The following is a 24,962-nucleotide window of genomic DNA, read 5'->3' as shown; positions in this document are numbered from 1 at the left end:
TCAGCAGCCCAGGGCCGCGGCCAGCTCGACGAAGTCGCCGACTTTGACGTCGCTCGCCGTATCGGCGGCAAGGTCGGCCGTACGATGCGGTCCCTTTTCCCGGGGACGCTCCACGAACGCGGTCCGCAGCCCGGCGCGGCGGGCGCCGTCGATGTCCCAGCGGTGGCAGGCGACCATCAGCACCCGGTCTGGGGCGAGGTCGAGCAGCTCGACTGCCTCGCGGTAGGCGCGGGGGTCGGGCTTGTAGGCGCGCGCGTTCTGCGCCGAGATGATCGCGTCGAAGTCCAGGCCCTCGGCCTTGAGCATGGCGGTGAGCAGCGCGAACCCACCATTGGACAGCGCCACCACCTGGTAGCGCGTTCGCAGCCGCGCCAGCCCCTCCGCCACGTCGTCCCAGGCCGGCAGCCGGTGCCAGGCCCGCACCAGCCGCCGCCGGGACGGTTCGTCGAACGCGCCGTCCACGCCGAACCGGACCAGCAGCTCGTCCAGCGACTCGCGGTGCAGCGTGTCCAGGTACGCCCACGGCCGGGCGGCGTCGTTCACCCTGGCCATCGACGGCAGGTACAGCTCGCGCCAGGCGTCGGCCACCTCGCCGGCGTCCAGCGCCACGCCGCGCTCGGCGGCCACCTCGGCCACCTGCCCGGTCACCCCGGTCCACCAGTCCACGGTGGTGCCGAAGATGTCCACCGCCAGCGCCCGCACGCCGTCCGTCGGCTCCGTCATGCCGTCTCCTCGATCTCGATCTCCAACCAGTCCCGCAGGCCGCGCCGGCCCTCGGCGGTGAGGCTGACCACCCGGCTGGCCTCGTGCGGGCGCAGCCAGCGCAGCTCCAGGAACCGCGACATGAGCGCGGCGCCGAGGCTGCCGGCGAGGTGGTTGCGGCGCTCGCTCCAGTCCATGCAGGGCCGTGCGAGCGGTCGGCGCAGCCGCTCCAGCCGGGCCACCTCGACGCCCCGCTCGCGCAGCCCGGCCGCGCCGCCCTCGGTCACCGCGTAGCCGTCCGGGCACTCGGCCAGCAGCCCGCGTCGCAGCATCGCCTCGCTCACCGCCACCCCCACGGTGCCGGCAAGGTGGTCGTAGCAGAGCCGGGCGCGGCGCAGGTTGCGGCCGTAGACCGCGCCGCGCAGCGAACGCACCGAGCCCTCCGGCGCCAGCAGCAACAGCCCTTCCAGCGCGTCGGCGACCGCGTTGGCCAGCCGGAACAACCGGTGCCGCCCGACCGGCTCGACGACGATCAGGCCACCCTCGACCAGCTTGCGCAGGTGCGCGCTGGCCAGCGACGCGGACACCCCGGCCGCGCTGGCCAGCGCCGACGCCGACTGGGGGCGGCCGGCCAGCAGGACCAGCAGCATGGTCGCCCTGGTCCGGTCGGCCAGCAGCGACCCCAGGCGGGCCAGATCCGCGTCTCCCGGCATGCCGTCACGCTATTCCGCCAACGCTTCAACCCCGATTGAACTGTGCTCGCGAGCGCTTTCGCACATGGCCGCCGACGCCGTCGGCCTGCTCGACGCGCTCGGCATCCACGCCGCGCACCCGGCTCGCGGTGGTGGCCTCCGGCGACCGCACCCCGGCGCCGCGGCGGCTGCGGGTGCCCCGGCAACTGTGGCCCGAGTTCGCCACTCACATTGCCGATCTCGTCCACTCCGCCGAGGCCGACTACGGGGCCGAAACAAGTGCGGCGCCGAGAAAATACGGCCCCGCGGGAATGGCGTGCGTTGATCATTCCTCCGTGGGCCGGTCCGAGACGCCGGCCAGCTCGGCGTAGTCGACGGAGGTGAGCGCCACCGAGGCGTCCCAGAGCCCGGTGCCGAGTCCCGGGTCGTGGGCCGCGCGCCGGTAGGCCACCTTCACCGGGTAGCCCCGCATCTCGCCGGGCAGGTGCGGCCCGTAGTACTCACCGCCGGTGACCGCCGGGTCCACCGCCGCCCGCAGCGCCGGCAGCGCACCGCGCGCGGCCGGTTGCGCCATCAGCGGCGTCACCGCCGGTGTGACCAGCGCGTTCAACCGCCCGAACAGCCCGCCACCGCCCATCCGGGGGCCGCTGGACTGCAGCTCGGTGGCGCTGTACCCCGGGTGCGCGCCGATGCTGAGCACGCCGGCCCGCGCCGCGCGCAGCCGCCGGTCGAGCTCCACGGTGAACACCGCGTTGGCGAGCTTGGACGCGTTGTAGGCGCCGTACGGGCTGTAGCGGCGCTCGCTCTGCAGGTCGTCCAGGTCGAGCCGGCCGAGGCGGTGCAGGAAGCTGCTCATGGTCACCACCCGGCTGCCCTCGGTGCGCAGCAGCAGCGGCAACAGCAGCCCGGTCAGCGCGAAGTGGCCGAGGTGGTTCGTGCCGAACTGCAGCTCGAAGCCCTGCGCGGTCTCCCGCCGCTCGGGCACCGCCATCACGCCCGCGTTGTTCAGCAGCAGGTCGAGCCGGGACAGCCGGCCGGTCAGGTCGGCGGCCAGCGCGCGCACGGACTCCAGGTCGGCCAGGTCGAGCGCGACCAGCTCCAGTCGCTCGGCGGGCACCTCGGCGGCCAGCCGTTCGAGCGCCGCCCGGCCCCGGTCCCGGTTGCGCGCGGCGAGCAGCACGTGCGCGCCGTGCCGGGCCAGCTGCCGCGCCTCGTGCAGGCCCAGCCCGGCGTTGGCGCCGGTCACCATGGCGGTCCTGCCGGTCAGGTCGGGGATGTCCGCGTCTGTCCAGTGTCCTCGGCTCATGACTGCCTCCGCGTGCCGGATCGGGTGCCGTGGAGGCCATTATGGCACTCGGTGTCACGTACGGCCTCCAGTGTCTCGGTTTACACTGAGAAGCGTGTCCGGTCCCGGCGGGTTGCGCGCTCGCGCCCGGCGCGCGGTCCGCGCGGAGATCGCCGAGGTCGCGTTCGGGCTGTTCCTGAAGCACGGCTTCGAGCAGACCACCGTGGAGGACATCGCGGCGGCCGCAGGCCTGTCCCGGCGCAGCTTCTTCCGGTACTTCCCGTCCAAAGAGGACACCGTGCTCGGCTTCCTCTACGAAGTGGGCGAGCAACTGGCCGCCGCGGTGGCGGCCCGGCCCGCCGAGGAGGACGCCTGGACGGCGCTGCGCGCCGGGTTCGACGTGCTGATCGAGGGCTTCCTGGCGCGGCCGAAGGAGGCGGTGGCGCTGCTCGAACTGATCCACCGCACGCCCACCCTGCGCGCGCGCCACCAGGACAAGCAGGAGCACTGGCGCCGCCTGCTCACCGAGGCGGTGGCCCCCAGGACGCGCACCGCGCTGGAGGCGGACACCCTGGTGACCGGCGCGCTCGGGGCGTTCGACGTGATGTGCCGGCACTGGCTGTGCGGCCCGGTCCGCGAGCCCGGCGCGCTGCTGGACGAGGTGTTCGCGCTGGTCGGCCCGCGCCAGGCCGGGTAGGGCCGGCGCTCAGAGCCCGGTGATGACCAGGTCGTCGATGTCGTAGCGCAGGTTGTTGTGCACCGCGATGACGCCGGGGACGTGGTGCGTGACCCGGCCGGCGTGCTCGGTGGCGCTGCGCAGCGACAGCGTGCCGGACAGCGTGACCACGCCGTCCGCGATCTCGACGCCGACCTCGTCCGAGCCGTCGACGATCTCGCGCAGCTCGTGCTCGACGTCGGCCCTGATGACCCCGTCGCCCCGCAGGAACACCCGCAGCACGTCCTGCCGGGCGATCATGCCGACCAGCCGGCCCTCCCCGGAGACCACGCACAGCCGGCGCACCCGGTGGGTGGCCAGCGCCCGCACCGCCACGTGCACCGGTTCGTCCACGCCGACAGTGGCCGCCGGCGTGGTCATCAGCTCGGCGGCGGTCAGGCCCGCGGACTTGCGCCATCGGCTACGGCAGCGCCCGCTGGCCAGCAGCGGCGGGTAGTCGGTACCGCCGTGGAACTCGAGCTTGGCGAGCACGTCGGCCTCGGTCACCACGCCGAGCGGGCGACCGGCCGGGTCGATCACCGGCAGCGCGTCGAGGTCCCGAGTGATCATGAGGCCGGCCAGCTCCTTGAACGGGGTGTCCGGCACGGCCGTGATCACGCGTCGATGCATCAGCTGGGCCACCGGTGGCTCAGGCATCTCGGCCTCCATGGGGAGCGTCTCGCGGACCGACCCCGGAAGTCGTCTAGTCTATTGAGAGGGTGCGCTCTTTCGAAGTTGCTAAGGTTAACAACTATGGCACCACCTGCCCAGATCGGTCTGGAGGGCGTCAGGTGACCAGGCCCCTTTACCAGCTCAAGGCGGAGTTCTTCAAGACGCTAGGCCATCCTGCCCGGATCCGGGTGCTGGAGCTGCTCAGCGAGCGCGAGCACGCGGTGGCGGAGATGCTGCCCGAGGTCGGCACCCCGGCGGCGAACCTGTCCCAGCAGCTCGCGGTGCTGCGCCGCGCCGGGCTGGTGACCACGCGCAAGTCGGGCTCGACCGTCTACTACTCGCTGACCAGCCCGTACGTGGCGGAGCTGCTGGCGGTGGCGCGGCGCATCCTGACCGGCGTGCTGTCCGGCCAGGTGGAGCTGTTGGAGGATCTGCGCGCCCCGACCGACTCGGTGAAGCTGCCCTAGCCCTCGGCGTCAACCGCGCCGACGCAGACCTGGCCGTCGCGGACGGTCGCGGTCATCCGTACCTGATCGGTCCCCGAGGGGCGCACCCGCAGCAGCTCCTCCGCGACCGGGGTGGCCAGCAGGGTGCGCAGCTCCCGGCGCAGGCCCCGCGCGCCGTACACCGGGTCGAAGCCGGACTCGGCGAGCAGCGCCACCACCGCCTCGTCGACGGTGAGCTCCACCCCGCGCCGGCGCAGCCGCCTGGTCAGCAGCTCGGTCTCGGCGGCGGCGATGCGGGCGCACGCCGGGCGGTCCAGCTCCTCGAACACCACCGTCTCGTCGATGCGGTTGAGGAACTCCGGGTCGAAGAACCCGCGCAGCGCGTCCCCTACCGCGGCGTCGTTCCCCTTCGCGGCCAGCCGGCCGGCCACGCCGTCCAGGCGCAGCGGCCGGCCGGCGCGGTCCAGCACCCGGCGCCACCGCGCGCCTCGGCGGCGGGCCAGCTCGGCGGAGCCGAGGTTGGAGGTGAGGAACACGAACGTGTTGCGGAACGAGATGGTCTTCTGGCCGCTGGCCAGGCGCAGGGTGCCGCTGTCCAGCACGTGCAGCAGCGCGCGCAGCACCGTCGGGTGCGCCTTCTCCACCTCGTCGAACAGCACGATCCCCGGCGTGTAGGGGTCGCCCTCCACGGTGGTGGGGTCGAACAGGCTGAACGCCTCCTTGCTCCCGGCGTAGCCGGGCGGGGCACCGCTGAAGGAGGCCGCGTAGTGCTCCTGGGCCAGCGCGTTCATGTCCACCCGGCACAGGTCGTCCGGCCCGGAGCGCAGCTCGGCTGCCACCCGCCGGACCAGCTCGGTCTTGCCCACCCCGGTCGGCCCGACCAGCAGCAGGTTGGCCAGCGGCCGGTCCGGGTCGTGCGCGCCGGCGCGGGCCAGCACCAGCGCCCGGACCACGGCGGCCACCGCGTGGTCCTGGCCGATCACCCGCGCGCTCAGCCGCCGCGCCACCGCCGACGCGTCGAAGGAGCCCGGTGGCCGCCGCGCCTCGGCGGCCACCGGCGCCCCGTCTGCCCCGTTATCGCTGCCGTCCCGCTCGGCGCGCCGACGCCGGTTCTGGTCGTGGTACATGTCCGAGAGGTACGGCATGGGTTCCCTTCTCTGTGACCCCCTTGGTGCGGGTCAGGCCTGCAGCGTCTTCTCCACCGGAAGGTCACCGACCTGGCAGTCGGCCACGCCCACGGTGCGGCGGGTGATCGCCTCCACGTTCTCCCGCGTCTTCTGCGCGTCGGTCACCCAGCTGCGGTAGAACTCGAACGGGCAGTCCGCCACCCCCTTGTCGCCGTCACCGGCCGCGTGCACCCCGGAGTAACCCCGGTGCAGCAGCTTGAACAGGTGGTTCTGCGACTGGTCGTACTCGCGGGCGTCCCGGATCGCGGACAGCGACAGCTGCGCGTACTGGATGCCGTACTCCTCCTCACCGGTCTCACCCAGCGTCCGCCCGTCGAACCCGATGATCGACGAATGGCCGAAGTACGAGTACACCCCGTCGAACCCGGCCGCGTTGGCCACCGCCACGTAGCAGTTGTTCGCCCACGCCATCGCCTTGGCCATCAGCACCTGCTGGTCCTTGGCCGGGTACATGTACCCCTGGCAGCGCACGATCAGCTCGGCGCCCTTCATCGCGCAGTCCCGCCAGATCTCCGGGTAGTTCCCGTCGTCACAGATGATCAACGAGACCTTCAGGCCCTTCGGCCCCACCGTCACGTACGTCGAGTCGCCCGGGTACCAGCCCTCGATCGGACACCACGGCAGGATCTTGCGGTACTTCTGCACGATCTCGCCGTGGTTGTTGATCAGCACCAGGGTGTTGTACGGCGGCTTGTTCGGGTGGTCCTCGTGCTGCTCACCGGTGATCGAGAAGACGCCCCAGGTGTCGGCCTCGCGGCACGCGGCGGCGAAGATGTCGGTCTCCGGGCCGGGGATCGTCGCCGCCGTCGCGTACATCTCGTCCTGGTCGTACATGATGCCCTGGGTGGAGTACTCCGGGAACACCACCAGGTCCATCCCGGGCAGGCCCGTCTTCATGCCCACCAGCATGTCGGCGATCTTGCGGGCGTTGTCCAGCACCTCGTCCTTGGTGTGCAGCCGAGGCATCTTGTAGTTGACCACCGCAATACCCACGGTGTCCGGGCTCGCGGAGATGTCACCATGTCGCATGAGCGTTCTCTCCCTACTCGTTTCTACTTGATCAAGACGTCTGTCTGTCCGGCCTCAGGCCTCAGGCCGGTACCGCCGACCCCGAGGCCGCCTCGGCCCGGTCCTGGCCACGCCGGCTCAGCACGGCGGCCAGCGCCACCAGCACCACGAGGATCACGGCGGCGAGCAGCGCGAGCCCTCCGGTCGACTTGTAGCCGCCGGTCATCCCGAGGAACGCGGGCACCGTGCAGGTCGGCTGGCTGAGCAGCACCACCGCCCAGCCGGTGAACCGGGTCAGGCGCGTCACGCCGAGCCCGAGCACCACGAAGAACAGCGCCCACAGGAACGCCCAGGACAGCCAGATCACGCCGAACACCGGGTCGCCGAGGCGGGCGAAGTTCAACCCCGCGTACACCACCGCGGCGACCGCCACGAACAGCGAGAACCAGCCGATGCCCTCCGGTTCCAGGCCGGCCAGGTTCACGATGCCGACGTAGAGGTAGGTGAACCCGAACAGGAACAGCCCGGCGGCGCCGAGGATCGCGTCGGTGTCCTTGCCGGCCTGGAGGATCAGCACCGTCGGGGTGACGCACTGCAGCGCACCCACGAACAGGTTGAGCACCGCGGCCGAGCGCGGCGGTATCCCTCCCAACATCATCACGCCGTTGACCAGCAGCACCGCCCCGACGTAGAGCAAGCCGACGTTACCCATGGCCAACCTCCCTGTCAGCGGACGCCGGCGCCTCCGTTCAGCACCAGCCGGAATAATTCCAGATGAAAGTAATGAGACAGCGAGGGCTCGTCAAGGGCGGCGTGGGTGGCGGTTGCGGACCTACGGGAGCCCACGCCACGAGCTCAGGGCTTCGTGACGGACGCCCTCACCGTTTCCAAACTGACCGTCGCCAACCCCCGCTACCTCACCCAGCCCGGCGCCTAAACCCCCAGCTCAGAACCCGTGAGTGGTTAGAGGTGCTATGGCACCTCTAACCACTCACGGGTGGTGACCAGCGGAAACGTCGGTCAGGGTGGGGTGCGGGGGCGGCGTTGCCGGGCGGCGAGGCTAGAGCCGGGTGATGACCTCGAAGTCGTAGCCGTCGGCGACGGCGAGGTAGACGTGCTGGGCGGCCTGCGGGCCGCGGAACTCGATGGTGCCGCGCGGGCCGTGGTAGGCCACGCCGTCGATGGCCGCGTTCAGCTCGCGCAGGTCGGCGCTGCCGGCCCGGCCGGCCACCTCGGCCATCGTGTGCATGCCTTCGTAGCAGGACTCGGCCATGTTGTTCAGCGGCGGCGCGCTCGGGCCGTGCAGGCCGACATAGCGGCCCACCAGGTCCATGGCGTCGGCGGTGACCAGCGAGCGGAAGTACGCGGCGGAGACGAACAGGTTCCTGGTGGCGGAGGCGCCGCTGGCCAGCAGCATGTTCTCCTCCATCAGCGGGCTGTACCGGACGATCCGCTCCTGCAGCCCGAGCGCGGCGAAGCGCCGGTTGAAGTCCACCGCGTCCTGCCCGACGAGCAGCATCAGCACGCCGTCGCAGCCGCTCGCGGCGACCCGCTCCGCCATCTGGGCAACATCGCCGGAGCCGAGGCGGACGAACGTCTCGTTCACGATGTCCAGGTCCAGCTCGTGCGCGTACTGCCGCACGGCTGCCGACGACCCGCGCGGCCAGACGTAGTCGTCGCCGATGACGAACCAGCGCCGGGTGGCGAGGTTGTCGCGCAGCCAGCGCAGCGCCGGGCGGATCTGGAACCGGGGCACCTCGCCGCAGCAGTAGATGCCGGCACGGCGCTCGCCGCCCTCGTAGAGCGAGGTGTAGACGTAGGGCACCCGGTCGGCGAGGACCGGCGCGAGCGCGTGGCGCACCGAGGAGATGTGCCAGCCGGTGACCGCGTCCACCCGCCCGGCGCACACCAGCCGGTCCAGCTCCGCCGCGACCCGCTCCGGGCGTGCCCCGCCGTCCACGATCTCGACCTCGACGCGCCGGCCCAGGATGCCGCCGGCCTGGTTGAGCTCGTGCACGGCCAGGTCGCTGATGGCCTCGCAGGACGGGCCGAACAGGCCGGCCGGCCCCTGCAGCGGAATGACCATCGCGACGCGCCAGGTGTCAGCGCGGTTGCGCTCCCGGGTGGCGACGCTCACGTGACCGCCTCCCGTACTGGCCGAGGCCGGGTTCGTCGTCACTGACTTACTTTCAGGCGGAAGTCTTACAATGAACTAGCATTTACACAAGGGCGAAGGCGGGTCGGCGAATGGGCGCACCAGTGGATACCGGAGGTTCACTCGTTCGCGCGCTCTCCAGGGCCACCCGCACGATCGCCACCCGCGTCGAGCCGACGCTCAAGGAAGCGGGCCTGACCCTAGACCAGTGGCTGGTGCTCGACGCACTGGCCGGCTCGCGGGGCTCGACCATGACCGAGCTGGGCACCGACACCCGGCTGACCGGCCCCACCCTGACCAGGGTGGTGGATCGCCTGGTCATGACCGCCCTGGCCTTCCGCGAGGTGGACTCCGCCGACCGCCGCCGGGTCCGGGTCTACCTGAGCCCGAGGGGACGCGCCGCGCACCGGCGGGTCAGCGGCAAGCTGACCGAGCTGGAGCGCGAGCTGCTAGCCGCCACCGACATGCCCACCACGCTGCTGACCTCGCTGGGTCAGCTCGCCGAGTAGGTCGCACCGGTCAGCCGGCGTTCGGCGGCCCGCCATCGCGCGGCGTCGCCGGTCGGTGAGTAGTGGACCGGTTGGTGAGCGGTGGCCACCATGCGGCGCAGCCCTGGTAGGGAGTCGGGCGCGGCGTCGAGCGCGCGGGCCTGCATCAGGGCGTTGCCGAGCGCGGCGGCCTCGGCCGGCCCGGCCAGTACGGGGCGCTCGCAGGCGTCGGCGGTGAGCTGGCAGAGCAGCGCGTTGCGGCTGCCGCCGCCGACCAGGTGCACCACGTCGATGTCCTGGTCGGCCAGCTCGCGGGCCCGGGACAGCGTGCGGCGGTAGGCCAGCGCGAGGCTGTCCAAGATGCACCGCACGGTGTGCGCTCGGGACGCGGGCACCGGCTGGTCGAGGCGCGCGCAGGCGGCCGCGATCCGGGACGGCATGTCGCCGGGCGGCAGGAACTCCGGGGCGTCCGGGTCGATCACCGCGGCGAGTGGCGGCAGGCGGGCGGCCTCGGCGAGCAGTTGCTCCAGGTTGGCACCGCCCCAGGTTCGCAGCGACTCCGACAGCAGCCACAGGCCCATCACGTTGTGCAGGTAGCGGACGGTGCCGTCCACGCCCAGCTCGTTGGAGAACTTCGCCTCCCTGCTGGCCCCGGTGAGCACCGGGCGGTCCAGTTCGAGCCCGACCAGCGACCAGGTGCCGCACGAGACGTACCCGAACCGCTCGGCCGTGACCGGCGTCCCGACCAGCGCGGACGCGGTGTCGTGCGACCCTACGGTGATCACCGGCAACGGCCCGGCAAGGCCGGTCTCGGCTCGTAGCGGCGCGGTCAGCTCGCCGGCCGGCTGGCCCGGCTCGGACAGCTCGGGGAACAGCCCGGGGTCGATGCCGACCCGCCGCATGACCGGCTCGGACCAGCGGCGGGTGCGCGCGTCGAGCAGCCCGGTGGTGGACGCGACGGTGATCTCCGCGCGCTGTTCGCCGGTCAGCCAGTAGGCCATCAGATCGGGCAGCATGAGCAGGGTCCGCGCGGCGGTGAGCTGCGGCGAGCCTTCGGCGGCGGCGAGCTGGTAGACGGTGTTGAAGGACAGCTCCTGGATGCCGGTGACGGCGTACAGCTCGTCGGCGCCGATGCGTTCGTGCACGGCCCGCGCCACCCCGACGGTGCGGTCGTCCCGGTAGGACACCGGGTTGCCGAGCAGCGCGCCGGTGGCGTCCAGCAGCCCGTAGTCGACCCCCCAGGTGTCGATCCCGACCGCGTCCAGCCTTCCTGCCGCTCGACCCGCCGCGCGCAGCCCGTCCAGGATCCCCCGGTACAGCCCGAGCGCGTCCCAGTGCAGGGTGTCGCCGACCCGGACCACGCCGTTCCAGATCCGGTGCGCCTCGGACAGCGCCAGCTCCCCCGGCCCGATGCGCGCGAGCATCACCCGGCCGCTGGACCCGCCGAGGTCCACGGCGGCCACCGTCGCCGAGGTCACACCCGTACCTCGCGGAACTCCACCCCGAGCAGGTCGGCGACCGCGCGCAGCTCGCCGGCCCGGTGCCCGGTGCCCAGCGCCCAGTGGTGGTTGACCCCGGAGGCGCTCCAGGCGTCGGTCCACTCGCCGGGGTCGGCGCCGAAGTCCACCCGGGACGTGGTGTTGCCGATCCGCAGCAGCGGCCCCGGCACCACCTCGCCCTCGGCGGCCACCATGACAAACCCGCCGTCCGCGCGCTGCCCCAGCCCGAACGTGGTGACCGGCCCCGGCCTCACGTCGAACTCGACGGACACGCCCCACCCGCGCTTGCCGTGGTACACCCCCAGCCCGCGCAGCAGCGGCCGCCGCGCGCTGATCGCCAGGTGCGCCGGCCCGTCGTGACCCATCTCGACCACGCCATCGGTGAAGTTCAACGCCTGCAGCTCGGTGAACGAACCCCCGCCGCCGAGCCGGTCCATGATCAGCATGGCGATGGAGTTGCGCAGCTCGTACTCCCCCGCCGCCGGCAGCCCGCGCGCGGTGAGCAGCGAGGCGCCCAGGATCAGCCCGGCGCCCAGCCGCTCGTGCTGCTCGCCGTTCAGGCCCCGGTGGTAGTAGGCCAGGCTGTCCAGCGCGAAGTCGTCCACCAGCCGGTCCAGCCCGACCGAGACCTTCGCGGCCCAGGCGAGGTCGTCCGCGTTGACCGTCTCGTCCACGGTGAACACCTCGCGGGCGTGCGCGATCCGCTCCTCGGTCTCCGCGTCGGTGACCTGCTCCACCCGCACTCGCAGGTCGTCCAGCTCCAGCACCTCGACGTGCCCGCCGAGCTGGGCCGGTACCGAGGTGAGGTCGGTGGCCACGTCCAGCATGCCCGGGTAGAGGTGCCCGAGCAGCCCGTGCCTGGCGTGCCGCAGCGCGCCGCGCACCCCGGCCGCCGCCACCCACCTGGCGATGCGTTCCCAGGCCCGCTCGTCCTCCAGGTACCCGGACACCGACCGGAACGGCACCCCGACCCTGGCGAACGCGTTGGCCATCTCCGGCAGCGGGCAGGCCCCGCAGTAGGCCAGCCAGGCGCCGGTGTCGAACGTCTCGTGGTCCATCGCCTCGGTGGGCTGCAGGTTGACCAACAGCACCGGCGCCTGCGACCGCTGCGCCACCGGGACCAGCATGGACGACGTCAGGTACGTGGTCAGGAACCCGACGATCAGGTCGCAGCCGGCCACCCGCAGCCGCTCGGCGGCGGACGCCCCGTCCCGCTCGTCGGAGATGAACCCGACGTCCACCACCTCGACGTCGCCCAGCCCGCGCAACCGCTCGGCCACCCGCACCGCCGAGCCCTTCAGCGTGGGCAGCAGGTCCGGGAACTGCGGCCAGTACGCGCCCAGCCCGCCGGACACCAGCCCGACCCTGGTCCGCCGTGTCATTGGTACCTCCCTCGGGTTATCTCAGGAACGCCGCCGGTACGCCGGCGTCCACCGGGATGTGCAGGCCGGTGGTCTGCGACAGCTCGCCGCCGACCAGCGCGAACACCGCCGAGGCGACGTGCTCGGGCAGGACCTCGCGCTTGAGCAGGGTGCGCTGGGCGTAGAACGCGCCGAGCTCGTCCTCGGGGACGCCGTAGACGGCGGCGCGCTGGGCGCCCCAGCCGCCGGCGAAGATCCCGGAGCCGCGCACCACGCCGTCCGGGTTCACGCCGTTGACCCGGATGCCGTGCTCGCCCAGCTCGGCGGCGAGCAGCCGGACCTGGTGCGCCTGGTCGGCCTTGGCGGCGCCGTATGCCACGTTGTTGGGGCCGGCGAACACGGAGTTCTTGCTGGTCACGTAGACGATGTCACCGCCGGTACCCTGCGCGGTCATGGCGCGCGCCGCTTCACGGGAGACCAGGAAGGAGCCTCGGGCCATCACGTCGTGCTGGAGGTCCCAGTCCGCCTCGGTGGTCTCCAGCAGCGGCTTCGACACCGACAGGCCGGCGTTGTTGACCACGATGTCCACCCCGCCGAACGCCGTTGCGGCCGTGCTTATCGCGGCGGCGACGTCGGTCGCGGAGGTCACGTCGGCGGTCACGGGTATGGCGGTGTCGGTGGATCCCAGCTCGTCGGCGACCGTGGCGGCGGCGGTGGCGTCGCGGTCGGCGACGACCACGCAGGCGCCCTCGGCGGCCAGCCGGTGCGCGATCGCCCGCCCGATGCCCGAGCCGCCGCCGGTGACCAGGGCGACCCGGCCGGCCAGCGGCTTCGGCTTGGGCAGCCGGGCGAGCTTGGCCTCCTCCAGCGCCCAGTACTCGATGCGGAACTTCTCCGACTCCGGGATCGGCGCGTACCGCGAGACCGACTCCGCCCCGCGCATCACGTTGATCGCGTTGAGGTAGAACTCGCCGGCCACCCGCGCGGTCTGGGCGTTCGCCCCGAAGCTGAACATGCCCACCCCGGGCACCAGCACGATCGCCGGGTCGGCTCCGCGCATCGGCGGGGAGTCGGCGTCGGCATGGCGGCGGTAGTAGGCGGCGTACTCCTCCCGGTACTCGGCGTGCAGGTCGCGCAGCCTGGCTGCGACGGCGTCCAGCGGCGTGACCGCCGGCAGATCCAGCACCAGCGGGCGGACCTTGGTGCGCAGGAAGTGGTCCGGACACGAGGTGCCCAGGGCGGCCAGGGGCGCGAGCTTCTGCCTGGACAGGAAGTCCAGGACGGCGTCGGAGTCGGTGAAGTGGCCGATCTGGCGGCGGTCGGTCGAGGCCAGGCCCCTGATCACCGGGGCGAGGGCGGCGGCGCGTTCTCGGCGTTCGGCGGGCGGGAGCGGCTCGAACCCCGGCCGGACCGGGCCGAACGGCTCGGGCGCGCCCCGGGTGTCCAGGTAGCGCTGGGCGGTCTGGATGATCTCGTTCGACCGGGCCTCGCACTCGTCGGACGTCGCCCCCCACGCGGTGATGCCGTGCCCGCCCAGGATCACCCCGATGGCTTCCGGGTGCGCCTCGGCGACGGCGGCGATGTCCAGCCCGAGCTGGAAGCCCGGCCGCCGCCACGGCACCCACACCACTCGGTCGCCGAAGATCTCCTTGGTCAGCGCCTCCCCGTCGGCGGCCGCGGCGATCGCGATGCCCGCGTCCGGGTGCAGGTGGTCGACGTGCGGCGCGTCCAGCAGCCCGTGCATGGCGGTGTCGATAGACGGCGCCGCCCCGCCGCGACCGTGCAGGCAGTAGTCGAACGCGGCCACCATCTCGTCCTCCCGGTCCACCCCCGGGTAGACGTCGACCAGCCCGCGCAGCCGGTCCAGCCGCAGCACCGCCAGCCCGCGCTCGGTGAGCGTGCCCAGGTCACCGCCCGAGCCCTTCACCCACAGCAGTGGCACCGTCTCACCGGTGGCGGGGTCGACGTCCGAGCCCTTCGCGGAGGTGTTCCCGCCCGCGTAGTTCGTGGTACGCGGGTCCGCACCCAAACGGTTACTCCGCGCCAACAACTCCCGGATCACGTGTCCTCCCTGGTCAGGACCCGTGAGTGGTTAGCGTTGCTATGACAACGCTAACCACTCACGGGTTCGTCAAGCGCCCCATCCGGCCTGCTCGCCGCCGACCCGGTCGGCGATGATCTTCTCGGCGTATCCGGAGCGGTGGTAGGCGGCGACCGGGTCGGGGTCAAGGTTCATCTCGGTGCGGACGTCGGCCAGCAGCGGTCGGACGTCGGTGGCGAAGGCGTCCATGAGTACGGAGTTCGCGGCGAGCACGTCACCGCTGTACTGGGCGGCGGCCAGCGCGGCGGCGTCCACCAGCAGCGCCTTCGCGGTGGCCTCCTGCACGTTGAGCACCGAGCGGATGATCGCCGGGATCTTCGGCTCGATGTTGTGGCACTGGTCGAGCATGAACGCGATCCCGGCCTCGGGCGCGAGCGCGCCGGCGGACACGATCTCGTGCATGATCCGGAACAGCTGGAACGGGTCGGCCGCGCCCACCATCAGGTCGTCGTCGGCGTAGAACCGGGAGTTGAAGTCGAACGCGCCGAGCCGTCCGGCCCGCAGCAGCACCGCCACGATGAACTCGATGTTGGTCCCCGGCGCGTGGTGGCCGGTGTCGATGCAGACCACCGCCTTCGGGCCCAGCGCCAGGCAATGCGCGTACGCGGTGCCCCAGTCCGGCACGTCGGTCATGTAGAAGGCCGGCTCGAACAGCTTGTACTCCAGCAGCATCCGCTGGTGCTCGCCCAACCGGTCGTAGACCTCGCGCAGCGCCTCCGCCAGCCGGTCCTGGCGGGCACGGACGGAGTCCTGGCCCGGGTAGTTGGTGCCGTCGGAGAACCAGAGCTTGAGGTCCCGCGAGCCCGTCGCGTCCATGATGTCGACGCATTCGAGCAGGTGGTCGATGGCCTTGCGGCGAACCGCCGGGTCCGGGTTGGTCACCGAGCCGAGCTTGTAGTCGTCCTCCTGGAACACGTTGGCGTTGATCGCGCCGAGGCCGACGCCCTGGTCGGCGGCGTACCTGGAGAGGGCGGCGTAGTCGTCCACCCGGTCCCACGGGATGTGCAGCGCCACCGTGGGCGCCACCCCGGTGAGCCGGTGCACCACGGCCGCGTCGGCGATCTTCTCCTCCGGGTTGCGCGGCACACCGGCCTGGGCGAACACCTTGAACCGGGTCCCCGAGTTCGCGTACGCCCAGGACGGCGTCTCGATCCGCTGCCCGCGCAACGCCACCTTCAGCTCGTCGTTCACGGCACCCTCTCCAGCTGGGTCTCCAAGTGGAAGATCTCCTCGAGCAGCTCGAAGCCCTGGTCCGGGCGGCGGCCGTCCAGGTCGGTGAAGAACTCGGACATCTCGGCCTGCCAGCGGGCGTTCACCTCGGTCACGGCCATCGCCTCCCGCGCCTCGGCGAGGTCGTCCGCCTCGACGTAGCCGACCAGCAGCCCGTCCGCGCGCAGGTGCAGCGAGTAGTTCCGCCAGCCGGCGTCGCGCAGGGCGGCCAGCATCTCCGGCCACACCGCCCGGTGCCGCTCCCGGTACTCGTCGAGCCGGTCGGACCGGACCCGCAGCAGGAAGCAGTAGCGGGCCATCAGAAGTTGAACTGGTCGATGTTCTGCGCGGTGAACACCGTCGGCGGGCCGAGGACGATCTCGCCGTCGCGGCCGATGGTGTACTCGCCGAGCTTGCCGGCCGCGAACTTCTGGCCCTCCGCGCCGGTGATCCGCCCGGACGCGAGCGCCACGCTGGCGTATCCGGCCAGGTAGCCGATGTCGGCGGGGTTCCACAGCGCGAACCGCTGGACCGTGCCGTCCTTGACGAACTGGCGCATCTGGTTCGGGGTGCCCAGCCCGGTCACCACCACCTTGCCCTTGTACGCCGAGCCGGACACGTACCGGGCGGTGGCCGCGATGCCCACCGTGGTCGGGGCCACGATCGCCTTCAGGTTCGGGTAGCTCTGCAGCAGGCCCTGGGCCTCCTGGAACGACTTCTGGTCGTCGTCGTTGCCGTACACGGTGGTCACCAGCTTGAGCCCGGAGTTCTCCGGCTTGGCCAGCTCGGCCTTCGCCACCTCGATCCAGGAGTTCTGGTTGGTGGCGTTCGGGGTGGCGGACAGGATCGCGATGTCCCCGGAGCCGCCGACCAGCTCCCTGGTCATGGACACCAGGATCTGGCCGATGCCGGCGGTGGTGGCCTGGTTGACGAACAGGTCGCGGCAGTTCTTGGCCGCGTCCGAGTCGAACGCCACCACCTTGATCCCGGCGGCGCGCGCCTGGTTCAGCGACGGGCACACCGCGTTCGGGTCGTTGGCCGCGATGCCGATCACGTCCTGTTGCTGCTGGATCAGCGTGTTGACGTAGCTGACCTGCGAGGATGCGCTGGCGTCGTTCGGCCCGACCAGCTTGAACTCGCCGCGCAGCTCGCCCACCGCGACCCGGCCGCCGCCGGCCTCGATGTCGCTGTACGGGTTGTTCAGCTGCTTGGGCAGGAACGCGACCTTCAGCCCGGTCTTGAGCGGCGCGTTCGGGTTCGCCGCCGCGGTCGTGGTGGGCGGGCCGGACGAGCCGGTGGACTCTTTCGTCGTGCCACCACACGCGGTGACACCCACGGCGAGCGCGACCGCGAACGCGAGCGACGCCACACGAGGTAGGGAGAGCGGGGACATGGCAGCTCCTCTCAGGAGGACCGGACCACCGGCGGCTCTGCCGGTGCCGAAGCCGTGGGGTGAACTGACGGCGCGGAAGGCGGGCGCCGACGGCGGCGGCCCAGCGCGGACACCGCGTTCGGGGCGAGCACCGAGACGATCAGCAGCAGCCCGGTGACCAGGGTGAGCGCCTCGGTGGAGACGTCGAGCAGGCGCAGCGCGTTCTGCAGCGAGGTGAGCAGCAGCACCCCGGCCAGCACGCCCCACAGCGTGCCGCGACCGCCGAAGATCGACACGCCGCCGAGGAGAACGGCGGCCACCACCGCGAGCTCCAGGCCGGAGCCGTTGTCCGCGCGGGCCGAGGAGTAGCGCAGCGTCCAGAGCACGCCGGCCAGCGCGCACACCGCGCCGCACGCCACGTACAGCCAGAACTTGACGGCGGCCACCCGTACGCCGGTGAACCGGGCCGCCTCCACGTTCGCACCGGCCGCGAACAGCCGCCGGCCCAGCGGCGTGGCGTGCAGCAGCACCGCGAACACCAGCGCGAGCGCGAGCAGCGGCAACAACAGGGTCGGGACGCCGGCGCTCACCCACCCGGTGAGCCCGGGCGGGAACTGCGCCACCGCGCGGTCGCCGAGCACCACGAACGCCAGCCCCCGGTACAGCGCCAGGGTGCCGATGGTGACCGCCAGCGACGGCAGCCCGAGCACCGTCACGAACAGCCCGTTCAACGCGCCCAGCACCGCCCCGAGCAGCAGGCAGGCCGGGACGATCGCCTCCATCGGCCAGCCGCCGTCCCACAGCGCGCCGAGCACCGCGCTGGTCAGCCCGAGCGTGCTGGCCACCGACAGGTCGATCTCGCCGGTCACGATGATCAACGTCATGGGCAGCGCGATCAGCGCGATCGGGGCCAGGTCCAGCAGCAGGAAGGAGACGTTGCGCGCGGAGGCGAACCTGTCGACGGTGATCGAGGCGACGGCCAGGAACACCGCGAGCACGACCACTATCGCGACGTCCCAGGACGCCAGCCGGCGTGCGGCCCTAGATCGCATGCGACTCCCTCCGCCGCAGCGACGCCGCGATCCGCGCCGCGACCACCCGGTCGGTGCCGATCGCGACCAGGATCAGCGCGCCCACCACCGCCTGCTGCCAGAACTGGCTCACCCCGAGCACCGGCAGCGCGGCGCCGATCGTGGTGAGCAGCAGCGCCCCCAGCGCCGCGCCCCACACCGTGCCGCTGCCGCCGAACACCGCCACCCCGCCGACCACCACCGCCGCGACCACGTTCAGCTCGTACCCGGTGCCCGCCGAGGCGTCCACGGTGCCGAACCGGGCCGCGAACAGCACCCCGGCCAGCCCGGCCAGCGCCCCGCTGACCACGAACGCCGCCAGCGTCCTGCGCCCGACCGGGATGCCGGCCAGCCGCGCCGCCTCCGGGCTGGAGCCCATCGCGTACAGCTCGCGCCCGCACCGGTAGTCGCGCAGCACCACGCCCGCGACGACCAGCACCGCGAGCCCGATCAACACCAGCACCGGGACCCCGAGCACGGTCGCGGTGCCGAAGCCGAGGAAGGCGGACGGCAGCTTGTCCGCGTTGATCTGCTGGCCGCCCGCCCAGAAGTAGCCGACGCCCCGGTAGACGTACAGCGTGCCGAGCGTGACCACCAGCGCCGGCACCTTCCCGAACCGCACCAACGCCCCGTTGACCAGCCCGCACCCCGCCCCGAACGCGAGCCCGGCCAGCACCGCCACCAGCACCGGCGTGCCCGGCGCCGCGCGCAGCAGCGAGCCGACCGCGAACGCGGCCAGCCCGAGCACCGAGCCGACCGAGAGGTCGATGTTCCGCGTGATGACCACAACCGTCTGGCCGACCGCGAGCACCAGCATGATCGCGGCGCCGAGCAACAGGTCCTGGACCGACTGGGCGGACAGGAACCTCGGGTTGGCCACCGCCGTGACCGCGACCAGGGCGGCCAGCGCCAACAGGATGCCCAGCTCGCGGGCCCGCACCAGGAACCCGACCCTGGACTCCGCCGCCCGGTCCGCGCGCACCCCCGCGCCCGTCATGCGGCCGCCACCCCGGTCGCGGCGAGCATCACCGACTCCTCGTCGGCGCGCCCCCTGGGCAGCTCGGCGACCAGCCGGCCCTCGCGCATCACCAACACCCGGTCGGCCATGCCCAGCACCTCGGGCAGCTCCGAGGACACCATCAGGATGGCCACCCCCTCGGCGGCCAGCTCGGCGAGCAGCCGGTGCACCTCCGCCTTGGTGGCCACGTCGATGCCGCGGGTCGGCTCGTCCACGATGAGCAGCCTCGGCTCGGTGGACAGCCACTTGGCCAGCACCACCTTCTGCTGGTTGCCCCCGGACAGCCGGCCCACCGGGTCGGACAGCGCGGCGTAGCGGGTGTGCAGCCGGTCCGCCCAGCGCGCGGCGTGCCGGCGTTCGGCGCCGTCGACCAACAGCCCGTACCTCGCGAGCGCCCCCAGCCGGGTGGCCGCCACGTTGCGCTGGATCGAGGCGTCCAGCACCAGGCCCTGCTGGCGCCGGTCCTCCGGGACCAGGGCGACGCCGGCGCGCATGGCCGCCACCGGGTCGTGCCGGCGCAGCTCCCGCCCGTGCACCCGGACGCTGCCGGCATCGCGCGGGTCCACCCCGAACACCGCGCGCGCTACCTCGGAGCGCCCCGCCCCGACCAGCCCGGCCAGCGCGACGATCTCGCCCGCGCGGACGGTGAACGACACGTCGGAGAACACCCCGGACCGGCCCAGCCCGGTCACCTCCAGCACCGGCTCGCCCGGGCCCGGCTCCGCCCGCCGTGCCGGGTACAGCGTGTCCAGCGGCCGGCCGACCATCCGCCGCACCAGCTCGTCCACGGTGACGCTCGCCAGCGGGTCGGTGGACACCAGCGCGCCGTCGCGCATCACGGTGACCCGGTCGCACAGCGCGGTGATCTCGTCGAACCGGTGCGAGATGAACAGCACCGCCGCCCCGCCCTCCCGCAGCGCGCGAACCACCTCGAACAACCTGGCCACCTCGACGGCGGTGAGCGCGGCCGTCGGCTCGTCCATGACGATCACCCGCGCGCGCAGCGACAGCGCCTTGGCGATCTCGACGATCTGCTGGTCGGCGATGGACAGCCCGCGCGCCGGCCGGTCCGGGTCGATGGCCACGCCGAGCCGCGCGAAGTAGCCGGCCGCCTCCTCGTTCATCCGCCGCCGGTCGATCCGCCGGAAACGGCGCAGGGGCTGGCGTCCCATCAGGATGTTCTCCGCCACCGAGAGATCCGGGAACAGCGTCGGCTCCTGGTAGATCACCGCGATGCCGGCGCCGATCGCGGCGGCCGGCTCGCCCAGCTCGATCGCCACGCCGTCCAGCTCGATCCGGCCGGCGTCCGGGGCGTGCACGCCGGCCAGCATCTTCACGATCGTCGACTTGCCAGCGCCGTTCTCCCCCACCAGCGCGTGCACCTCCCCCGCGTGCAGCGGGAACGAGACGTCGCGCACGGCGGCCACCGCGCCGAAGGACTTGGCCACGGACCGCACGGCGAGCAGCGGCGGCTCTGCACGGGCCATGTCCACCCTCCACACCCCGTTGTAGTGAAACGTTTCAACTCGTGGCGCAGGCCACAGTAGGGTTGCCGGCGATACCGCGTCAAGGGGGTGTCTACCGGCCACGGAAGGTCGTTCACGGCCGTGCGGCCGAACCGGGGCCTTGGGCTAAGCTTCGCCGCACGACCCGGCCGGGTTTGTTACGTTTCACAGATCGGAGCGGTCAGATGTCCGACCCGGGCACGCCGAGCATGAAGGACGTGGCGGCGCACGCCGGCGTCTCACTCGGCACCGTGTCCAACGTGCTCAACCGGCCCGACCGGGTCAGCGAGCGCACCCGCTCGCGCGTACACGCCTCCATCGCCGCGCTCGGCTTCGTGCGCAACGACTCGGCCCGGCAACTGCGCGGCGGCAACAGCCGCACGCTGGCCTACGTGGTGCTGGACGCGACGAACCCGTTCTTCACCGACGTCACCCTCGGCGTGCAGGAGGCCGCCGACGCCGCCGGCCTGGCCGTGTACCTGTGCAACAGCGGCCAGGACGAGGCCCGCCAGTCCGCGTACCTCGACCTGCTGGAGGAGCAGCGGGTGGAGGGCGTGCTGATCACGCCGATCGACGCCGAGGACACCCGCCTGGAGCTGCTGCCCCGCCGGGGCACGCCGCTGGTCCTGGTTGACCGGGGCGGCGGGCCGGACAGGTGCTCGGTCACCGTGGACGACGTGCTGGGCGGCGACCTCGCGGTGACCCACCTGCTCGACACCGGGCACCGCCGGATCGCGTTCGTCGGCGGCCCCACCGTGCTCGGCCAGGTGAACGACCGGATGACGGGCGCCCGGCGCGCGCTGGAGCGGGCCGGCCAGGATCCGTCCTCGCTGGTCGTGCTGGAGACCGACGCGCTGACCGTGGCCGAGGGCCGCCGCGCCGGGGAGCGGCTGGCCGGGCTGCCGGCCGCGCGCCGCCCCACCTCGGCGTTCTGCGCCAACGACCTGCTGGCGCTCGGCCTGCTGCAGCGGATGGTCCGCCTGGGGCTGCGGGTGCCCGACGACCTGGCCATCGTGGGCTACGACGACATCGAGTTCGCCCAGGCCGCCGCCGTGCCGCTCACCTCGGTCAGCCAGCCGAGGCACCTGCTCGGCCGCACCGCCGCCGAGCTGCTGCTGGCCGAGGCCACCGGTGACCCCGCGCACGAGCACCGCCAGGTCGTGTTCGACCCCGAGCTGATCGTCCGCGCGTCCACCCGCCTCCGCCCGGCCTGACCGGCCCCAATCGGCCTCGACCGGGGGAACGCGCCCGGCCCCTTCCGGCGGGACACTGGTGCGAGCGGCTCCACGGCGAGGTGAGCGAGATGCATGCGACGAAGCACTGGAACATAGCCGTCGAGATCGACGAACACGACGGCAGGACCCGAGCGGTCGCCAGCCTGCGCGGCGACGCCGGCGAGCTGGTCGGGATCGGGCTGGCCCGGTGCAACCCGACCGACCGCGACGTGCCCCAGATCGGCGACGAGCTAGCGACGGCCAGGGCGCTGTCCGAGCTGAGCCACCACCTGCTGGGCGCGGCCGCGCAGGACATCGAACGGGTCACCCAGCAGCCGGCCAGCCCGCGCATCTGACCCGCCGCGCTCGGCCGTCCCCCTCTGCGCTCCCGCGTGGCAGAGTGTTGTGCTGACACGTCACGGGCGGGTGGGCGCACATGACTACCGCTTTCCACTATCGGCTGCAGGTCGAGCGACGGTTCGGCGGCTGGGTGAACCCGGTCGACCGGCGGACGGGGGCCATCGCGTACGGGTGCGACGGGGTCGTCGACGCGTCCGAGGGCGAGCTTGCCGCGATCGCCGAGCAGGTCATGGAGCGCTACGGCGCGGGCTGGGCGAGCCGCCGCGTCGTGTTCGCCCTCGGACACCGGCGCCACGACGAGGCCCTGAGGGACAACGACGTGTTCGGGGTCGTGGCCGAGGGAGGCGGGCTCGTCCCCGGTCCCGCCCACCCCCGCTTCGTCCCCGGGACGCCGCCCTCGTTCGGGCCACAGCCGAGACCGCTCGGCGCGAAACCCTGGAAGGACCACGGTCTCGCCAACGGGCAGGTCGTCGAATGCGGCTCCTGTCGGGCCGACATCACCGTGCGCCTGATGGACGAGAGCGCCATTTTCGTCTCCACACCGGAGAACCTGCGCGGCACCGCACTCATTTGCGGACGCTGCGGCCGGCTCATGTGCGTCGACTGTGCGATTCCCGTCGTGGACCTGCCTTTCGATCCGCGCCAACCGACGTGCGACCGCTGCGGAGAGCGGGTTAGTCCCCCCGTGGCCTCGGACGGTGCCCCATGACATACCAGCGCGAGGACTGTCCCCATACCCCGCATGACTTCTCGTGTGGTCCTTTGCACGGTGGAATCTGCGCACTCGCGCATCGGGGCGCGTGCGAGGCGGTGCATCCGATCTGCCCGGCGTGCTTCACCGCCCGCCCCGAGGTCGTCGTGTCCTCCATCGCCGCGAGGGTGGAGAACGACGGCGCCTGCGTCCTGAGCTGCAGCGCGTGCGAGCGGCACTCCTTCCACTACGACGCCGCGCTGTTCTGCTCGGTGTGCGAATGGCTAGTACCGGACGTCAACGACAGGCTGGCCGAGCGCTACGCGGCCAACGAAGGTGACTACGTCCCCGACCCAGGCACATGTCCGGAGTGCGGCCGGCCCGGCGCGGATCCCGAGGTCTCCTTCCCGATCGCCTGCCCGAGATGCGGCGCCGGCCACATGATCAGCCAGCGCGGCGTCAGCAAGAAGGGCACGACGTCCGTGCCCTGCACGTGCGGCTACGCGATCACGATCCCCGCCGACGTGTGGTGCCCCGGCTGCCAGCTCAACCTGCGCAACCTCCGGAAGATATCGGAGCTGGTCAAGACGGCGAACGAGCCGGACCGACGGGTGGGCGACAACGTCAAGGAGCCGCCCCTGGACCGGGCGGCCCGTAGGGTGGCCGGGCTCGCCACCGCCGGCGAGCGCCGGTCCCGCACGCTGACCGCCACCCAGCGGCGCCTGATGCTGGAGGTGGACCACCTCGACCTGCTCCTGTTCAACCAGGGGCAGATCTCGGACTGGATCCTCGACCTGGTCGAGCTCCGCTCGCTCGGGCACCGCCTGCACCGGGATGGCGGCATGGAGCTGATGAGCGCCGTGGCCAGCCGGGCCGCCGCGATCGAGCCCGGAACGCTACGGCTCGTCGAGGCGGTCTGGCACGGGATCGGCGACTGGCGGCGCTGACCGGCGCGGCTCCTTGCGCAGCAGTTCGTCGATCGCGCCGCCGACGGCGGGGGTGAGCGCGCCGTCGCACGGTATGCGCAGCTGTTCGGCGAACGCCGCGCCGTAGAGGTCGACCGCGGCCTCGACGAGCTGGCAGAGGACCTCGGTGGCCGAGCGGGCGCGCAGGACGCCCACCACCAGCACGACCGAGGCGATGAGCAGCGCGGGGCCCCACAGGAGGCCGAGCAGGGCATAGAGGACCGCCCACCCGACGAGGACCCCGGCCGCCGCGTAGGAACCCTGTGCCTGGGCGACATCGGCACGCAGCGAGTCGGGCAGGACCACCCACAGCCGCGGCCACGCCACGGTGACGTCCAGCCCGTACGCCCGGTGGATGCGCAGGGCGGTGGCGCGCAGGCGGTCGCCCACCCAGGTGGCGTGCTCGGGCCTCTCCAGGCCGATGGCGTGCTGGCGGGCCCGCGCCTCGGCGATCTCGGGTCCGGCGACCACCGAGCCGACGGCGGCGCCCAACGCGTCCGCCTCGAGGCGCTCGGCGAGCCGCCCGGCCCGGTCCCAGCGCCGTCGCCGGATCGCGCGCAGCCACCGCGCCACCGCCCCCCGCGCGGCCACCGGCCGGACACCGCGAAGCACCGCCGCCACGCCCGCCGCCGTCAGGCCCGCGCCGGCGGCGACGATCAGCGCGACCACCGCCACGGCGATGCCCTGCCCGGCCGGGCGCGAGCCGTCGAGCCACCGGATCAAGGGTTCCGCCGCGCCCGGGTCCAGCGCGTGCGCCCAGCCCAGCTGCCAGGCCAGCGCAGCCGTGCACACCCAGAGCATCCCGGGCAGCAGCAGCGTGGTCAGCCAACTGTCGGCGACCTTCTTGCCCAGCTGGTCGAGTAGCCCGTTCACACGCTGGTCACGTGAGCCCAGGCCATCGGGTCGCCGGTGAGCTCGCACCGGCGCTCGATCCCCCGGTCGGCGCCGACCTCGGCGCGCCCGCAGGGGTGCGTGTGGGGGCATCGCCAGCCGCTGACGGTCCGCACGCCCGGGGAGGACGCCGGCAGCGGCCGGTACTCGCGCGCGGAGCCGGTGACGCCGTCGAGACCGGCGTTGGCGGCGGCGTCCTCGAGCTCGTCCAGCAGTGGGATCAGTTCGTCCGCCTGGCCCCGGCGCACGGCCTCGACGATTCGGGTCCACGCGCCGTCGGAAAGGCCCGATTCGGTCAGCAACACTCGAAGGGTGGAGTCCCCTTCCAGATTTGCACAGAGTCGACCGATCCGCCG

Annotated in this window: 26 protein-coding genes; 7 read left to right on the top strand and 19 right to left on the bottom strand. The window is 72.7% G+C overall.

Going from position 1 to position 24,962, the window contains the following annotated elements; translation table 11 throughout:
* The 3 genes from N912_RS0115595 to N912_RS0115585 form a co-directional block, all read right to left on the bottom strand.
* Window positions 1-723 carry a haloacid dehalogenase type II gene (locus N912_RS0115595; RefSeq protein ID WP_028923167.1) on the bottom strand — a complete coding sequence of 241 codons (723 nt, stop codon included), beginning with the start codon at window positions 721-723 and terminating at the stop codon, window positions 1-3.
* Window positions 720-1,415 carry a helix-turn-helix domain-containing protein gene (locus N912_RS0115590; protein WP_028923166.1) on the bottom strand — a complete coding sequence of 232 codons (696 nt, stop codon included), beginning with the start codon at window positions 1,413-1,415 and terminating at the stop codon, window positions 720-722. The genes N912_RS0115595 and N912_RS0115590 overlap by 4 nt, the downstream gene beginning before the upstream one ends.
* 304 nt (window positions 1,416-1,719) lie before the next feature.
* On the bottom strand, window positions 1,720-2,700 hold the full coding sequence (locus tag N912_RS0115585; RefSeq protein WP_028923165.1) for an oxidoreductase: 981 nt from the start codon (window positions 2,698-2,700) through the stop codon (window positions 1,720-1,722).
* A gap of 94 nt (window positions 2,701-2,794) precedes the next feature.
* On the opposite strand from N912_RS0115585, the gene N912_RS52130 reads away from it, so the two are divergent.
* Window positions 2,795-3,376, top strand: a complete 582-nt coding sequence (locus tag N912_RS52130) for a TetR family transcriptional regulator (protein ID WP_037064446.1) — start codon at window positions 2,795-2,797, stop codon at window positions 3,374-3,376.
* A gap of 9 nt (window positions 3,377-3,385) precedes the next feature.
* On the opposite strand, the gene N912_RS0115575 is transcribed toward N912_RS52130, so the two are convergent.
* Entirely contained in the window at window positions 3,386-4,051 is a 666-nt protein-coding gene (locus tag N912_RS0115575; protein ID WP_028923164.1) for a CBS domain-containing protein, read from the bottom strand.
* A 134-nt stretch (window positions 4,052-4,185) separates the two neighbouring features.
* Between N912_RS0115575 and N912_RS0115570 the strand changes: the two genes are divergently transcribed.
* On the top strand, window positions 4,186-4,533 hold the full coding sequence (locus N912_RS0115570; RefSeq protein WP_028923163.1) for an ArsR/SmtB family transcription factor: 348 nt from the start codon (window positions 4,186-4,188) through the stop codon (window positions 4,531-4,533).
* Here N912_RS0115570 and N912_RS0115565 read toward each other — a convergent pair.
* The 4 genes from N912_RS0115565 to N912_RS0115550 form a co-directional block, all read right to left on the bottom strand.
* Entirely contained in the window at window positions 4,530-5,657 is a 1,128-nt protein-coding gene (locus N912_RS0115565; RefSeq protein WP_028923162.1) for an AAA family ATPase, read from the bottom strand. The genes N912_RS0115570 and N912_RS0115565 overlap by 4 nt on opposite strands.
* Window positions 5,658-5,690: 33 nt before the next feature.
* Complete coding sequence (locus tag N912_RS0115560) at window positions 5,691-6,728, bottom strand: aliphatic amidase (protein WP_028923161.1); 1,038 nt, start codon at window positions 6,726-6,728, stop codon at window positions 5,691-5,693.
* 61 nt (window positions 6,729-6,789) lie between these two features.
* A complete protein-coding gene (locus N912_RS0115555) occupies window positions 6,790-7,419 on the bottom strand; it encodes an AmiS/UreI family transporter (RefSeq protein WP_028923160.1) in 630 nt (209 codons plus the stop codon).
* Window positions 7,420-7,767: 348 nt separating this feature from the next.
* Window positions 7,768-8,844: a substrate-binding domain-containing protein gene (locus N912_RS0115550; RefSeq protein ID WP_028923159.1), complete on the bottom strand. Its 1,077-nt coding sequence runs from the start codon at window positions 8,842-8,844 to the stop codon at window positions 7,768-7,770.
* Window positions 8,845-8,966: 122 nt separating this feature from the next.
* Between N912_RS0115550 and N912_RS0115545 the strand changes: the two genes are divergently transcribed.
* Window positions 8,967-9,371: a MarR family winged helix-turn-helix transcriptional regulator gene (locus N912_RS0115545; protein WP_342670856.1), complete on the top strand. Its 405-nt coding sequence runs from the start codon at window positions 8,967-8,969 to the stop codon at window positions 9,369-9,371.
* On the opposite strand, the gene N912_RS0115540 is transcribed toward N912_RS0115545, so the two are convergent.
* The 9 genes from N912_RS0115540 to N912_RS0115500 form a co-directional block, all read right to left on the bottom strand.
* Window positions 9,356-10,828, bottom strand: a complete 1,473-nt coding sequence (locus N912_RS0115540) for a rhamnulokinase (protein WP_028923157.1) — start codon at window positions 10,826-10,828, stop codon at window positions 9,356-9,358. The two genes, N912_RS0115545 and N912_RS0115540, sit on opposite strands and share 16 nt — an antisense overlap.
* Entirely contained in the window at window positions 10,825-12,231 is a 1,407-nt protein-coding gene (locus N912_RS0115535) for an L-fucose/L-arabinose isomerase family protein (RefSeq protein ID WP_028923156.1), read from the bottom strand. Before N912_RS0115535 ends, N912_RS0115540 begins: the two co-directional genes overlap by 4 nt.
* A gap of 16 nt (window positions 12,232-12,247) precedes the next feature.
* Window positions 12,248-14,272, bottom strand: coding sequence for a bifunctional rhamnulose-1-phosphate aldolase/short-chain dehydrogenase (locus N912_RS0115530; RefSeq protein WP_028923155.1), 2,025 nt, complete (start codon window positions 14,270-14,272; stop codon window positions 12,248-12,250).
* A 69-nt stretch (window positions 14,273-14,341) separates the two neighbouring features.
* Complete coding sequence (gene rhaI / locus N912_RS0115525; RefSeq protein ID WP_028923154.1) at window positions 14,342-15,502, bottom strand: L-rhamnose isomerase; 1,161 nt, start codon at window positions 15,500-15,502, stop codon at window positions 14,342-14,344.
* Window positions 15,499-15,840 carry an L-rhamnose mutarotase gene (locus N912_RS0115520; protein ID WP_028923153.1) on the bottom strand — a complete coding sequence of 114 codons (342 nt, stop codon included), beginning with the start codon at window positions 15,838-15,840 and terminating at the stop codon, window positions 15,499-15,501. Before N912_RS0115520 ends, rhaI begins: the two co-directional genes overlap by 4 nt.
* A complete protein-coding gene (rhaS, locus tag N912_RS0115515; RefSeq protein ID WP_028923152.1) occupies window positions 15,840-16,913 on the bottom strand; it encodes a rhamnose ABC transporter substrate-binding protein in 1,074 nt (357 codons plus the stop codon). Before rhaS ends, N912_RS0115520 begins: the two co-directional genes overlap by 1 nt.
* A gap of 11 nt (window positions 16,914-16,924) precedes the next feature.
* Complete coding sequence (locus N912_RS52125; protein ID WP_051580209.1) at window positions 16,925-17,944, bottom strand: ABC transporter permease; 1,020 nt, start codon at window positions 17,942-17,944, stop codon at window positions 16,925-16,927.
* Entirely contained in the window at window positions 17,934-18,959 is a 1,026-nt protein-coding gene (locus N912_RS0115505; RefSeq protein ID WP_028923151.1) for an ABC transporter permease, read from the bottom strand. Before N912_RS0115505 ends, N912_RS52125 begins: the two co-directional genes overlap by 11 nt.
* Window positions 18,956-20,467 carry a sugar ABC transporter ATP-binding protein gene (locus tag N912_RS0115500; RefSeq protein WP_028923150.1) on the bottom strand — a complete coding sequence of 504 codons (1,512 nt, stop codon included), beginning with the start codon at window positions 20,465-20,467 and terminating at the stop codon, window positions 18,956-18,958. The genes N912_RS0115505 and N912_RS0115500 overlap by 4 nt, the downstream gene beginning before the upstream one ends.
* 203 nt (window positions 20,468-20,670) lie before the next feature.
* Here N912_RS0115500 and N912_RS0115495 point away from each other — a divergent pair, with 203 nt between their 5' ends.
* The 4 genes from N912_RS0115495 (at window position 20,671) to N912_RS0115480 (ending at window position 23,697) form a co-directional block, all read left to right on the top strand.
* The gene (locus N912_RS0115495) at window positions 20,671-21,699 is read left to right on the top strand and encodes a LacI family DNA-binding transcriptional regulator (protein WP_028923149.1); all 1,029 of its coding nucleotides are present in this window, start codon (window positions 20,671-20,673) and stop codon (window positions 21,697-21,699) included.
* Window positions 21,700-21,788: 89 nt separating this feature from the next.
* Window positions 21,789-22,055 carry a DUF1876 domain-containing protein gene (locus N912_RS0115490; RefSeq protein WP_028923148.1) on the top strand — a complete coding sequence of 89 codons (267 nt, stop codon included), beginning with the start codon at window positions 21,789-21,791 and terminating at the stop codon, window positions 22,053-22,055.
* Window positions 22,056-22,135: 80 nt separating this feature from the next.
* Window positions 22,136-22,768: a hypothetical protein gene (locus N912_RS0115485; RefSeq protein WP_028923147.1), complete on the top strand. Its 633-nt coding sequence runs from the start codon at window positions 22,136-22,138 to the stop codon at window positions 22,766-22,768.
* 101 nt (window positions 22,769-22,869) lie between these two features.
* Window positions 22,870-23,697, top strand: coding sequence for a hypothetical protein (locus tag N912_RS0115480; protein ID WP_028923146.1), 828 nt, complete (start codon window positions 22,870-22,872; stop codon window positions 23,695-23,697).
* Here the strand turns inward: N912_RS0115480 and N912_RS52120 are convergent.
* Together N912_RS52120 and N912_RS0115470 are read right to left on the bottom strand one after the other, a co-directional pair.
* Entirely contained in the window at window positions 23,647-24,588 is a 942-nt protein-coding gene (locus tag N912_RS52120) for a hypothetical protein (protein ID WP_051580208.1), read from the bottom strand. The two genes, N912_RS0115480 and N912_RS52120, sit on opposite strands and share 51 nt — an antisense overlap.
* A complete protein-coding gene (locus tag N912_RS0115470) occupies window positions 24,585-24,908 on the bottom strand; it encodes a hypothetical protein (RefSeq protein ID WP_037064442.1) in 324 nt (107 codons plus the stop codon). The genes N912_RS52120 and N912_RS0115470 overlap by 4 nt, the downstream gene beginning before the upstream one ends.
* Between the last annotated feature and the right edge of the window lie 54 nt (window positions 24,909-24,962).

Origin of the sequence: Actinospineispora acaciae DSM 45401 (assembly GCF_000620785.1) — a bacterium.
GTDB lineage: Bacteria > Actinomycetota > Actinomycetes > Mycobacteriales > Pseudonocardiaceae > Pseudonocardia > Pseudonocardia acaciae.
This window is presented reverse-complemented; position numbering and strand designations above follow the sequence as displayed.

Excerpts from the sequence above, each read along its gene's own strand:
- N912_RS0115490 (WP_028923148.1), top strand. The coding sequence starts at position 21,789 with ATGCATGCGACGAAGCACTGGAACATAGCCGTCGAGATCGACGAACAC.
- rhaS (WP_028923152.1), bottom strand. The coding sequence starts at position 16,913 with ATGTCCCCGCTCTCCCTACCTCGTGTGGCGTCGCTCGCGTTCGCGGTC.
- N912_RS0115560 (WP_028923161.1), bottom strand. The coding sequence starts at position 6,728 with ATGCGACATGGTGACATCTCCGCGAGCCCGGACACCGTGGGTATTGCG.
- N912_RS0115520 (WP_028923153.1), bottom strand. The coding sequence starts at position 15,840 with ATGGCCCGCTACTGCTTCCTGCTGCGGGTCCGGTCCGACCGGCTCGAC.
- N912_RS0115555 (WP_028923160.1), bottom strand. The coding sequence starts at position 7,419 with ATGGGTAACGTCGGCTTGCTCTACGTCGGGGCGGTGCTGCTGGTCAAC.
- N912_RS0115595 (WP_028923167.1), bottom strand. The coding sequence starts at position 723 with ATGACGGAGCCGACGGACGGCGTGCGGGCGCTGGCGGTGGACATCTTC.
- N912_RS0115505 (WP_028923151.1), bottom strand. The coding sequence starts at position 18,959 with ATGACGGGCGCGGGGGTGCGCGCGGACCGGGCGGCGGAGTCCAGGGTC.
- N912_RS0115565 (WP_028923162.1), bottom strand. The coding sequence starts at position 5,657 with ATGCCGTACCTCTCGGACATGTACCACGACCAGAACCGGCGTCGGCGC.
- N912_RS0115590 (WP_028923166.1), bottom strand. The coding sequence starts at position 1,415 with ATGCCGGGAGACGCGGATCTGGCCCGCCTGGGGTCGCTGCTGGCCGAC.
- N912_RS0115575 (WP_028923164.1), bottom strand. The coding sequence starts at position 4,051 with ATGCCTGAGCCACCGGTGGCCCAGCTGATGCATCGACGCGTGATCACG.
- N912_RS0115535 (WP_028923156.1), bottom strand. The coding sequence starts at position 12,231 with ATGACACGGCGGACCAGGGTCGGGCTGGTGTCCGGCGGGCTGGGCGCG.
- N912_RS0115495 (WP_028923149.1), top strand. The coding sequence starts at position 20,671 with ATGTCCGACCCGGGCACGCCGAGCATGAAGGACGTGGCGGCGCACGCC.
- N912_RS52125 (WP_051580209.1), bottom strand. The coding sequence starts at position 17,944 with ATGCGATCTAGGGCCGCACGCCGGCTGGCGTCCTGGGACGTCGCGATA.
- N912_RS0115585 (WP_028923165.1), bottom strand. The coding sequence starts at position 2,700 with ATGAGCCGAGGACACTGGACAGACGCGGACATCCCCGACCTGACCGGC.
- N912_RS0115485 (WP_028923147.1), top strand. The coding sequence starts at position 22,136 with ATGACTACCGCTTTCCACTATCGGCTGCAGGTCGAGCGACGGTTCGGC.
- N912_RS0115500 (WP_028923150.1), bottom strand. The coding sequence starts at position 20,467 with ATGGCCCGTGCAGAGCCGCCGCTGCTCGCCGTGCGGTCCGTGGCCAAG.